This is a genomic window from Siccibacter turicensis LMG 23730 (assembly GCF_000463155.2).
In the GTDB taxonomy this organism is placed as follows: Bacteria; Pseudomonadota; Gammaproteobacteria; order Enterobacterales; family Enterobacteriaceae; genus Siccibacter; species Siccibacter turicensis.
This window is the reverse complement of record NZ_AWFZ01000024.1, coordinates 1-12,088: the sequence shown is the minus strand read 5'-3', so window position 1 is coordinate 12,088 and position 12,088 is coordinate 1. Positions and strand designations below refer to the sequence as shown.

At 41.1% G+C, this 12,088-nt stretch carries 13 protein-coding genes; 11 read left to right on the top strand and 2 right to left on the bottom strand.

What is annotated here, in order from left to right; translation table 11 throughout:
- Window positions 1–76: 76 nt before the first annotated feature.
- Together DW58_RS04330 and DW58_RS04325 are read right to left on the bottom strand one after the other, a co-directional pair.
- Window positions 77–1,129 carry a TrbL/VirB6 family protein gene (locus DW58_RS04330; protein ID WP_021545902.1) on the bottom strand — a complete coding sequence of 351 codons (1,053 nt, stop codon included), beginning with the start codon at window positions 1,127–1,129 and terminating at the stop codon, window positions 77–79.
- A gap of 19 nt (window positions 1,130–1,148) precedes the next feature.
- A complete protein-coding gene (locus DW58_RS04325) occupies window positions 1,149–1,397 on the bottom strand; it encodes a hypothetical protein (RefSeq protein WP_000570802.1) in 249 nt (82 codons plus the stop codon).
- A gap of 1,091 nt (window positions 1,398–2,488) precedes the next feature.
- Here DW58_RS04325 and DW58_RS04320 point away from each other — a divergent pair.
- The 11 genes from DW58_RS04320 to DW58_RS04275 all read left to right on the top strand — a co-directional run.
- Window positions 2,489–3,553, top strand: coding sequence for a replication initiation protein (locus tag DW58_RS04320; RefSeq protein WP_006882108.1), 1,065 nt, complete (start codon window positions 2,489–2,491; stop codon window positions 3,551–3,553).
- The gene (locus tag DW58_RS04315) at window positions 3,554–4,057 is read left to right on the top strand and encodes a helix-turn-helix transcriptional regulator (protein ID WP_000288043.1); all 504 of its coding nucleotides are present in this window, start codon (window positions 3,554–3,556) and stop codon (window positions 4,055–4,057) included.
- A 210-nt stretch (window positions 4,058–4,267) separates the two neighbouring features.
- Window positions 4,268–4,678, top strand: a complete 411-nt coding sequence (locus DW58_RS04310; RefSeq protein WP_006882106.1) for a hypothetical protein — start codon at window positions 4,268–4,270, stop codon at window positions 4,676–4,678.
- Between the two features lie 93 nt (window positions 4,679–4,771).
- A complete protein-coding gene (locus tag DW58_RS04305; protein ID WP_000241899.1) occupies window positions 4,772–5,449 on the top strand; it encodes a lytic transglycosylase domain-containing protein in 678 nt (225 codons plus the stop codon).
- Between the two features lie 14 nt (window positions 5,450–5,463).
- On the top strand, window positions 5,464–5,781 hold the full coding sequence (locus DW58_RS04300) for a hypothetical protein (protein WP_006882103.1): 318 nt from the start codon (window positions 5,464–5,466) through the stop codon (window positions 5,779–5,781).
- Window positions 5,782–5,841: 60 nt separating this feature from the next.
- Window positions 5,842–6,240 (top strand): hypothetical protein, encoded by a 399-nt coding sequence (locus DW58_RS04295; protein WP_000796685.1) that lies wholly within the window; start codon window positions 5,842–5,844, stop codon window positions 6,238–6,240.
- Window positions 6,206–8,731, top strand: a complete 2,526-nt coding sequence (locus DW58_RS04290; protein ID WP_006882102.1) for a VirB4 family type IV secretion system protein — start codon at window positions 6,206–6,208, stop codon at window positions 8,729–8,731. Before DW58_RS04295 ends, DW58_RS04290 begins: the two co-directional genes overlap by 35 nt.
- Window positions 8,715–9,395 (top strand): type IV secretion system protein, encoded by a 681-nt coding sequence (locus tag DW58_RS04285; protein ID WP_001242571.1) that lies wholly within the window; start codon window positions 8,715–8,717, stop codon window positions 9,393–9,395. Before DW58_RS04290 ends, DW58_RS04285 begins: the two co-directional genes overlap by 17 nt.
- Window positions 9,396–9,619: 224 nt before the next feature.
- Window positions 9,620–10,411, top strand: coding sequence for a VirB8 family type IV secretion system protein (locus tag DW58_RS04280; RefSeq protein WP_000476773.1), 792 nt, complete (start codon window positions 9,620–9,622; stop codon window positions 10,409–10,411).
- Window positions 10,412–10,432: 21 nt separating this feature from the next.
- Window positions 10,433–11,221 carry a TrbG/VirB9 family P-type conjugative transfer protein gene (locus DW58_RS19900; RefSeq protein WP_000722128.1) on the top strand — a complete coding sequence of 263 codons (789 nt, stop codon included), beginning with the start codon at window positions 10,433–10,435 and terminating at the stop codon, window positions 11,219–11,221.
- A partial coding sequence (locus DW58_RS04275; RefSeq protein WP_029592517.1) for a TrbI/VirB10 family protein occupies window positions 11,214–12,088 on the top strand: 875 nt, incomplete at its 3' end. The genes DW58_RS19900 and DW58_RS04275, both read left to right, overlap by 8 nt.

Genomic DNA, 12,088 nt, shown 5'->3' with positions numbered 1-12,088 from the left:
AAGGCACTTAACTTAATTTTATATCATTTTGTCATTTAATACAGCCAACCAGTTTTATTCTGGTTGGCTGCCTTAATCAGCCAGCTTTCACACCGCCACGCAATTTACCCATTCCTGCCTGTGCGAGTTTGCCAACGCCTTTACCTAAAGACCTTCCAGCCATACCCCCAACACCTGACGCTGTATTAAACATCATGCCCCCTGCGGCGTTAGTAGCGCCAGTAATCCCACTGATACCATTACCGCCAGTGATGGTACTCACGAACGACGGTATCTGACCAATGATAAAAACGCCCATTAAAAATGCGATTAAGGCATAAAGAGCGCCGCCTAAACCTATTTCAGCACCTACAGGGAACTGGTTACTCATAAATTCAATAAGAATATGAATAGTCAGCGTTACAAAAACATTGAGCAGGATATAGTTAAACGCTTGGCCTATCCATTGTTTCGTGAAAGTAACAGTTTGTTCATACATAGCCATCATTAAATAAAGTGGCCCGACAATAAGAAGTAGACCTACCATGAATTTAGCAATAAGCATTGTTGCGGCGGCATAGATAACAAATGCTGTACCCCCTGCGTAAAAGAGAATTAATGCCATAGTCGCAGCGAGGATTGTTGAAATATCAGAATCCCATAGACTTAATTCATTTGTTGCTTCAAGAATACGCTTACCGTTCGCGTTAATTTGTTGAATGACAGTTTCAAGCGCTGAGAAAGTACCCGTTGAGCCGATCAGCCTGGATGCTATTTCATCACCTGCATCCATAACGAACGGAACAACCTTACCTATATACCATGCACTACCGACAAGGCCAGACATGATAACGATTAACTTTAAACCGTTGATAAGCATATCCTGAATCGCATTAGGATCACCCTTATAATGAACTAATCCCCATTTCCAGACAAAATAAAGGCCAAAAACAGCCCCCATTAGTGGAAGGAATATTTCATTAATATCACCGATATATGAGCTTAGATTACTTGATATAAATTGCGTTAACTCCTTATACATATCAGTGAGCATATTAACAGGCAATTCAAAATCAGCGGCTGCATTGGCAACGCTGGGTATCAGCAATCCTAAAGGAAAAATATATCTAATATAATTTTTTAATTCCATACTACCCCCTTCACAACATTTATTTATCTGTAATTTTTAGATTTGGATGCGTTCCTGCGATAAGCAGAAGCATTTCAAATTCCATAGGCTTAAGTAGCCTTGTATTTTTACTTCCCTGTTTTTGGATTTCTTTTTTCCTCCATGCGCTACCGTCTGAAAGGCCAAAGAGATTAGCGATTTCATCCGTTGAAAGGCCGGTACTCTCACGAGCAGCCTTCACCTCAGCCGCCGTAGGATAGGTTTGTAAAAGCTTCGACTTTTCAATCATGTGTGTTAAAAGACTCCTGCAACTAAGTTAAGTTTCTGAAAAAACGTATAATTTTGATTCCACTCTGACCGGGAATCGATCTATACTTTTGATCGCCATAATACCCCCTTCGTATTTGGCATTTATCTAGCCGCCTGGGGAAATTGCCAGGCGGCTTTTTTTTATACCTTCCCTGACTCCCTAAACGGCCTCCTGTAACGCTCTGTATCGCGTTATCTTAACTCCGTTAACCCAATGCCATGACCGACTATTAAAAACAGCGTAGCGGCTTATCTATGAGCTTTCATAGCCACCGTAGCTTTACGATCATGTGCTGGCAGAACTGGTTTTAAATCATAGTGCCATATGGCACGAAAAGCAATCAGTAAGGTTACGTTGAATGTATCGTTGGATGTGATTAAAAAGAAAACAGATTATGTGAACATCAACGAACGCGATTAGCGATCGTTGTATTATTTCCATATTTCAAATATTTCTTTTTTCAAGATCAAACACTCGATCTATGTAGGATCTTTCTTCTTCCTTTCCTTTTACGCTATTAAAAGCTCTATTGGTCAATAGGTTACGCGATTAATCAGGTACATCTTTACCAACTACGCGGTACGTTTTAACCAACTGCGCGGTACATTTTTACCAATATCGCGGTACATCTTTACCAATCTGAAAGAATCTAATCAGGTACAGTTTTACCAAAAATGCGGTACAGATTTTACGTTATCGCGGTACATCTTTACCAAAGATGAGGTACAGATTTTCTGTGGATAAGTGCAGTCGTAACGCTTTGTTTTATATCCTGTTGATAACTTTTCTGGAGGCTAAAAAATAGTCCAGAATATTTGACGGAATCAGGCGCGAGAGGCTCAGACGGTCGCAGCTGGCCAGCTCACCGGCGTTCAGTGCGTTTTCTTTAAAAGCAGTCACTTAGCATTCCAGCCCTGCGATAACGCACGTTCAGTAATTTTGATGGTTGTATCTTAGCTTTGCAAAATGGCGGTTGAGATCTGGCAAACATAATCAGGTACAGTAATTGTAATTTGTACCTGATTGTGTTTTACTCTCAAAATCTTGAGGCCAGTAGGGAGGGGGGAAGCGTGAAACAAAAACAAGATATTCATGCTGGGCTTGTCAGCGGTGGCGCTACAGTAGCCGACAATAAAGTGATAACACAAGGCAATCAGCTTATTGAAGGTAGTTACGATATTAACCTGGCTGAAATCAGGTTGCTCTGGCTGGCCTTGTCCAAAATCGATAGTAAGAACCCGCAGCCGGAGGGCGCGGAAATTGTGTTAACTGCGCCTGAATACAGCGCTATGTATGATCTAGAACTAGCAAATAGTGCGCATCAACTACAATCTGTATCATTAACATTAGGCTCAAAACCTATTTATACTTATGAATGGAACGAGCGTAAAAAAAGAGTCGATGCAGTTGCTAGATATTGGTTTTCCGCTATTACTTATGGAGCGAATAAAGGCGCGGATATAACGCTTTCTTTCTCTCCAAAGATTGCACCTTTTTTGTACGATCTTAAAAATGAATTTACGCAAATGAATGTTTTCGCAATGGCAAAACTTGATACTCCATTTGCATTTAGACTTTACTCCTGGCTAAGCCGATATAGAAAACTTGATAAATATAAAAATCCAAAAACGGGCGTTATCAGCACTGAAAAAATTAGCATTGATTGGATGAAGGATCGTTCTGGTCTTACGGGGAAATATGCAGACTTTAAAAATTTCAGGGTTAGAGTTCTCAATCCTGCTGTTGACGCTATCAACCGAACGACTGACCTGACAGTTCGCTATGAAACTGTTACTACAGGGAGAAAGGTTACGCACCTGATTTTCAACTACATCGTGGAAGGTGATAAAGCTTATATCAGGGTTAAGCCAGAGCCACCTAAGCTACCGCGTAGGCCGAGAGTTAAAAAGGGCAGCCACGGTGAGGGAGAATGGGCTAAAGCGTGCATTGAATTGGTACGTGAGTATGAAAGAAAGCTAAAAGAATACGATAAAAACGAAGCGTTGCCAGTTGCTTATCTGCGTAAAGAAATTCTTTATTATGGGATCATCGGCAATACTGAGGCGGTTAGTTATATAGAACGGCTTATTTCAGAACGCAAATCAAAACGAGCCGAAAAAAAAGAGGAAAAGTGATTGTATACGATTAACCCGCTTTCTAAGAAAAATTTATTGCTGCATATCCATAAAATCAGCAATATTTTTCCTGAGCTAACCAGCACTGAACTGGTAACGCTTATGTTGCATTCATCAGGGTTAAAACCTCCTAGAATGGGGGAGTTAATGTCAATATCAAAAAAAACGATAAACTCTCACATTGAAAACATACGTGTTAAGTTCCAGTTAGACAACTATGAAGAAGTTAAACAGGTATTTGAACTTCGAATTACGCTCAATTCGAACCCTGAACGTTATAAATCTCTTTTCCCTGAGATAAGCGATGAACTTTACCAGTGCATGATCTTGGTATGTATGGGCTTTACAATAGAAGAAATTGTTAACAGGGAAAAAGAAAAAACCGCTGAACTGGTACGTAGGCAGATAGAGGATTTGAAAAGTACATATGCGGTTGATTTTTTGTCAGATCTAAGGGTATTCTTCATGATTCGATTAAAGCTTGACCAGGCTAAGCATGGCTGAACTAAAAGTGTAGTAATGCTTAACTTAATTAATACCGTGTAAAGGATTGATTAGCATATGGATTTTGCTTTTTATATCATATTAGCTTGTTACGAAGGTGTTAATAGAAGTATTAGTTATAGGAATAGTTAAAATAACTATTTCCTGCATACGTTTGAAGCGCTATAATCCTTCTTGTGATTGGGGAATCCCAATCTCTAAGGGGTGTTAATGTTGCATTTTTATGATGACACTAAAGGGGGGAAGTCTTACAAGTCTGTAGCAGTACGCCTCGATCTGGATGGTAAGTTGAACCGAATCCTAAGCGCTTTAAGTGAAGGGGTGAATGTTGGAAAGAAGAACATAATCGAAGCGATATTTAATATATCCATCGGTAATGATGAATTTTTTTCCACGTTTGATCCTCACAAAGACTGGAAACCTCAAGTAGTTTATGAGGGGTATTGTTCGGTTGGTGTATCAATTCAGTTAGATGCTTACCTCAACTTTAAGATAACAACCTTAAGCCGCAAGGCGGGGATAAATAAAAAGAAACTTTTGATTCTGGTCTTAGATCAGTTCATTGAGAGCTTACCAGTGATAGCGCTGGTAAAGAAAAAACTAGCTCTCAAAGTTAAGTGAAGTTACTTAACAGGCTCTTTAACAATATGGATATAGTAGTTTTTTGCGAAATACACGCTTTATATTTAATATAAAAGTGGAAAAGGGGGTATTATGGTTCTTGCTGCTCCTGTATTGGCAAGTCTGCTAATGCAATGCGGTGGGAATGTTGATCCGACTACACTACAAACAATTATTTCAGTGGAGTCAGACGGCAATCCTTACGTTGTGGCTAATGTCACTAAAAACACTTCGCACTACTTTAAATCCAAAAATGAAGCAGTCCATTTTGTTAATGAGCTTGCTAAAGTAGGTGATAAATACTCTGTCGGTCTTGGACAGATTTATGTAGGTAACTTTAAAAGTTATGGGTTGACTAATGAAACGGCCTTTGACTTTTGCAAGAACGTTACGGTGGCCTCAAAGATATTTGAGGAATGTTATTACCGTGCGATTGATAGCGGGGAATATCCTGATGAACAGCAAGCATTGAGGGCTGCGGCATCGTGCTACTATTCAAATAATTTTACGAGGGGGTTCAAAAAGGAGAAGAACGGGAAAAGCTATATTGATCTGGCTAATAACGCTGTGAATAAAATCTATTCTGTTCCGGCTATGAAACCAGTGGGGGCAGGGGATAGCCTAACGCCAGTTAACAATAATCTACGGCGCGGCATTGTTTACCAGCAACCCGAAGGGGATCAGCCTGAAATGGTTGAAAGTGCAGTTAATGTAGAAGGGAACAAACCAGCGCGGGCTGCTTGGGATGTTTTCAATGATTTCGCTAAATAAAAGGGGTATTTAAAATGCAAAAAACTAAAAACTTTCTGTTAAAGGTAAAGGTTCTGGCTTTTTCTTTCTTCGCTAGTGTCATGGCATCTACGCCTATGAGCGCGTTTGCTGCGGGTGGTATTAGTGGTGCGGAAGGTGGGATCTCAACCGCGCAGACCGCAATTTACTCTCTGCTTGGTGCAGGTGCGGCGGTATATCTTTTGATTAAAGGTTTTATGCTTAAAATCAATAAAATTGGCTGGAACGATTTGTTTATGGCAATGGTTACTTGTGCTGTCGTTGCGGGTCTGCCAGCGCTTGCTGTTTGGTTCTGGGATCTCGGCGGCAACTAATAAAAAAACATGCTGACGAAGGCCGCGCAAGCGGCCTAATCAAATAACTAGGGGGTTATTATGGCCGAAGATGATGATGTTGAACTTGAAGAAGAAGAAACGATTAATACCCAACATCTAACGCTTAATGTATTGAATATGATTCCTAATATGGGGGGCGTTCCTCTTGTATGGGGTGTTTCTTTACTTGGTTCATCAATGCTGCTTGCTGTAATAGGTTTTATTGCAACAAACAGTCTTTTGGGCGTGTTGTTTGCGCTTCCAACGATTTTAGCTTTCTTCATCATTAAGTTTATTTGTATCAATAGCCTCGATGCTTTAAGAGTTTTTCAGCTTAAAGTAGCTGGGAAGTTCCGTAGGATTCTTAATGGCGGTGGACTTTATAAGTTATCCCCGTCACTAGGTGATGAAAATGGGGGGAATGATGTCTACGAACAAATCAAACGCGCGAAGCATTAACAAGAAAGCTCTTGAAGGAAAAATTCCCCACTATCGTTATCCTGTGACTGACTCAATCTCAATGATTGGGGATAACAAGCTAATGGCTACGGTTAAAATAGCGGGTTATCCATATGAGCTGGCTGATGATTCTGAACTTTATAGTAACTATAATTTGTTTAGAACATACCTGGTCAGTATTGGTAAAGATATGGCTGGTCAGCTTGGTTTATGGACTTACATAGACAAGCGTGAAATCCTTGTTAATGATGTTTATAAATCGAACAATGTTTTTATTCAGAAGTTTGTTGATAAATACATGGAGCGGTTTAATACAGGTGGCAGGTACTATGAATCTGTATACTACATCACGCTGATTTATAATTACGGTCAGTCTTCAATTGAAGATGGGATAAAAAAACTTGATTCCGTCATTAAAATGTCGGAAAAAATTTGTGGCCCATTTGGGTTATCGGTACTGCAAAACGATGGGTATATGAATGAGTCTGCGAATTTCCTTTCATGGCTCATTAATCATCATGATTTTAAAGTGCCGCTTGTAGAAGATCCTATCTACAAAGTAGTTGGGAATAGTGAGCGCATTTTTGGTTACGATATAAGCCTTATCCGTAATGCAAATGATGCTCAAGATAAATATTGTGTTTCTTATACCCTTCGTTCATTCCCTGCAAAGATTAAGCCTGGTGCGCTTGATTTTATTCTATCAATTCCTTGCGAATTAACATTTGCCCAATCTTATATTTATACTCGTCAGTTAACAGCTATATCGATCATTGACGGGCAAGCGAATAAAATCAATTCCACAAATGCCGCAATTGATGAAGAAGGTACAGCGCTCAACTCAATTAAAAACCTTGTTCAAAACGGTGAAGTGTTTCTTGGTGATTATCATGGTGTTGTTTCGGTTTATGGTAAAACCGCTAAAGAGGCTTATGATAATGCAATTCTTGTTGAATCCGGCTTTAGCGCTGCGGGATATGTGCTGCTTCGTGCCACGGATGAACAAGAGGATGTTTTTATAAGTTCACTTCCTGATGCTAAGAAAAGACCGCTCAATACCGTTCGTTCTACTTCTACCCTGGCTGACCAGTTCTCTCTACATAATTTCTCGGTAGGTAAGCGTACTGGCAACCCTATGGGGGATGGAACGGCAATGATGCCTGTAGAAACGTTACAGGGCGGGATTCATTACCTTTCAACGACTGATAGTGATCCTGCTAAAGATGTAGTAGGTGAGCCAGAATCAGGGCACGGTATCTTTTTAGGTCAAACAGGTACAGGTAAAACAACATTGCAGGCGTCTTTAACATCCTTCGTTGAGCGCTTTAATCCGATGTTATTCGGCATTGACTTTAAGCAGTCGATGCGATTACCCATGATGATGTTGGGTGCGCAATACTTCGTTCTGAGGGAAGGTGAGTTTACTGGCCTGAACCCTTTCCAGTTAGATGAAATAAAAATGGCAACGGATGATAACGGTATAGTTGATCAAGCCTTTGCCGAACAAATTAAGGAGCGTATACGCCAGTTCTGCTACTCCTGGGTAGAACGTATAGGCGCAAATAGTGAGGGAGGGCTTGATGATGGTGACAGCGCTAAAATCGTCAGGGCTGTAGATGCGGTAATGGAGTTGCCACGAGAAGGACGGCGCTTTAGTAACGTGCTTGAAATGATTGCTGCATCGCCTTTACGTAATCGCCTTATGGAGTTTTCCGCCTACGCGAACGGCGGAAGGATGGGACGTTATGCCTGGGCGGTTGATAGTCCTGAAAATAAGTTTGATCCATTGCTGTTTGATAGGGTGGCGTTCGACAGTACAGTAATCCTGAAAAAACAGCCTAATGGTAAACCTCACCCTGCGGCTGAAATTCTTTTAGCGGTTTTATTCTTTTATAAAGATTTAATGAAGATAAACCCGCGCAAGAAAGGCCGCTGGACAATATTTTCTTGTGAAGAATTCTGGATGCCAGCCAACTTCCCGCTTACTCAAGAGCAGTTAAAACAATCGCTCAAAGCGGGGCGTATGGATTATGAAATGTGCTGGCTTATCTCTCAACAGCCAGTAGATGCTATCAACTGCGCTATATTCAATGAGATCAATGAGCAAACGACAATTCGCGTACTGTTACCTAACCCTAATGCGAAATGGCAGCATTATAAGGAAATCGGGATAACACGAAAGGAATTCAGAAAGCTTAAATCTCTTGCGAAGACAAGCCGTACCTTCCTAATTAAGAAATCCAATACGAGCGTTTTTGGTACTATGGATTTACATGGATTTGATGAATTCCTGCCTGTTTTATCTGGCGATAAATATGGCGTACAAGCTGCTGAGGAAATCATCAAGCGGATTGGTTCCAGCGATCCTAATGACTGGATACCAATCTTTATTCAAGAAAATGCACGTAACCATAAGTTACGTAAGGCTGAGCATGATGATGAAGAAGAAGGTATTGAATATGAGGATACTGAGTATGAGGATGCTGAATAAAAAATCCTTTATGCTGTTAAGTGCCTTAACAGTGAATAGCATACTGGTTTCACCGCCAACATTTGCTACGGGTATTCCTGTATTTGATGCGGCAAGTGCAACTAATATGCTTCAACAGTTACAGGCAGCGAAACAGCAGTATGATCAGCTTGTCGAGCAGTATAAGCAAGCTAAAAGCTTGCATGACCAGACGATAGCGGAAGGTAAGCGCCTATATGAAGGGGTAACTAACTTTGATGTAAACGACTTACTGGACGACCCAACATTAAGTAGCTATCTTCCAAATAAAAGAACGGCTGATTCTTTATTAGATGCTGCGGATAATATTGGTGAGTTGAGGGAGAAGTACAAACTCACTTCTTCTGATTCCGAAGTTCAGAAAGCATATGATAGTATGTTGACTGAATTAAATAATATGCAAACTGCTTATAATACGGCTGTTAAACGCAGTGATCATATTTCCAATCTTTCCAAAAAGCTTGAGCAAGCCGCTACGCCGCAAGAAAAAGCGGATTATCAAAACGCAATTAACACTGAGTCAAATAATCTTCTCAATGAGAAAACTAAGCTTGACTTAGCAAAAGCTAACTTTGATGCAAACTTTAAAATTGCTCAAGCATCACGCCGCGCTGAGTTTAAAGAAGAATTTAGCGTTGATAAATAATTATACTAAATATAACAAGCCCGAAAGGGCTTGTTACTAAGGGGGTATTATGCCATTGAAGCTAGTTTTGATAGTTGTGGGTTTTATGACTCTATCAGCGTGTTCAGTTAATCCACCTCAACCAACAAAACCAAAGGGTAAGTGGGTGCAAATGAATACCCACGTTCCAGCCGCACAAGCGCAGTTAAAAAAAATAAAAGCTGAGCAAGAGAGGGGGAAATAAAATGTTTAAACGCAATCCAAAAAAGCTCAACGAACAAGAACGCGCCGAAATTTACGATAAAAATAAAAAAATGGCCGAACTAACCGCTCCAGAAAGAAAGCAACTTGACGCTGATAAAAGCGTACATTTAAGCGCTATTGCAGGGTTTCAGCGCGATAGAGTTTCAGAACAGCGACGTATGATGTGGATTGGTTTTGGTTTTGGTGGAATCGGTGTCGTTGCGGCGGGTGCAATGGCTGTTGCTCTTGCTTTTCTGACACCTTTGAAAGAGGTGAAACCATATATCGCAGAAGTAGATCAGGTTACAGGTCAGGTAAATATCGTTTCAGCAGTAGGTGACGATAAAATCAAACTTACTTATCAAAGCCTGATTGATGCTTCAAACCTCGCTAACTTTGTTGTAGAGCGTGAGTCTTATGACTGGAACTCAATTCAAAACAGTCTTGACCAGGTTAAACTACGTTCTACACCTAGCGTTTATGAGTCAATGAGGCGCTTCATAGTTGAAAGCCCTAACTCACCGCTTGTTTTGTTGGCTAAAGATAAAGTAATGAAAGTTGGTATTACTTCTAAGCCGATTGTAGACAGCAACAAAGGTGTTGGAACCGTGCGATTTTATAAAGCGGTTACTGATGGGGCTGGTAAGCCGATTCCTGGCTATCCGATTACGCACTGGCAAGCCACGATTACTTTTGACTATGAGCATAAATTAAGAACCGATGATGATTATATTAATAATCCACTTGGTTTTAATGTGACTAGTTATCGTGTCGATCAAGAATCACAAAAATAAAGAAAGGCGAGGGGGGGGTTAATGAAAAAGATTCTTTTAGCTGGGTGCATAGCGGCAACTTTACCAGGCGTTGCGAACGCCTTGAATGTGCCGCAGCCGACGAGCTATGACGCTCGCATTCAGGAAGCTACTTATAATCCTGATGATGCTGTTCTCGTTAGGGTTAAAGCCGGAACATCAACACTCATTAAGTTACAGGATGGTGAATTTATAACTGATGATCAGGCAGGGATGGGGTTTGGTGATCCTGATGCTTGGGATGTTTCTGTACGAGGGAATAATATTTTTATCAGACCAATCGCTGAACAACCTGATACGAATGTTACGTTAGTATCAAATAAGCGAACTTATGTTTTCTTTTTACAGTCTGTAAAGGGTAATCCTTCATGGATGGTTAGATTTAAATATCCTAAAAAATACAGTGCAGCAAACGCGACAGTATTTAAAAGGCCGCCTTGTCAATCTAATGGCGCTTACAATGCGAACTGGAATTATCAGTTGCAGGGTAAAGAGTCTTTTGCACCGTATGAAGTATGGGATGATGGGCGCTTTACATGCTTTAAATTTAATCCTTCAAGCGATCTTCCAATGATTTACCGTGTTGCTGGCGATGGTGAAGAAATGCTAGTGAATGGGAATCCTGATAGCGAGAATAATAATATTATTGTTGTACAGGAAACTAACCCTGAGTTTGTAATTCGTCTCGGTAAGAAAGTTGTAGCGGTTCGGTCAGATACGATTAAGGCAATGCCGTCTAATCGTAGTGGTACTACCAATGGCATGACTAGGGAGATTAAATCTGATGAATGATAATCAGAAAGATGAAATCGGTGCTATCCCTTCTATTGATGATGATCGCGCAACGGTAGACTTACAAGGCCAGCGCGGTAAGAAAGCCTCAAAGGGTTATCTGAAAGACATTCTCATATTTGGGGGGGCTATTGTTCTAATCCTCGCGGTGGCAGGTGCCTTTGTCTGGCGAGCTTTCCATAAAGTTGATACAGAAGAAGCGGGTAAGCCGGTTGATCCGACACTTGAAAAAAGTGTAGGTAGCGATACTGGGAACAGGGGCGTGGATAAGCTGATGAATACCATTGCTGAGCGTAAATCGGCAGAAGAAAAAGCCGCAGAAGAAGAACGTAAAGCAGCAGAAGCAAAACGCCTAGCAGAAGAAAAAGCTAAACAAGATGCGCTAATGGCTCAATTACAAGCCCAGGGTAAATTAGGTAACGGCAGCGCAAACAACAACACTTCACGAGCTGGCGGGAACGGTGGTAATAACGATGCCCCGCCAACGCCGCAGGAACGAAAGCTACAGGGTAAAGGCTTGGTGTACGCAGGTAGCGAGGACAAAGGTACTGCTAATGGTGGTACGGCCTCACAAAGCGCGGGAGGGGGCTTAAATAAGGCGCTGGAAGGTGGTACTTACGCCAATGGACAGGCTTCCATTCTGAAAGACCGTAGTTTGCTGTTAGGCATGGGTACAGTCTTACCTTGTGTGCTTAAAACAAAGATCGTTACCACTTATCAGGGGTTGCCAATCTGCCAGTTAACCAAAAATATCTACTCAAACGATGGAAATACATTATTGCTTGAGGCGGGTACTAAATTCTTTGGTGAACAGCAGAACGCCCTTGTTCAAGGTCAGGCGCGAGTATTCGTAAACTGGACAACAGC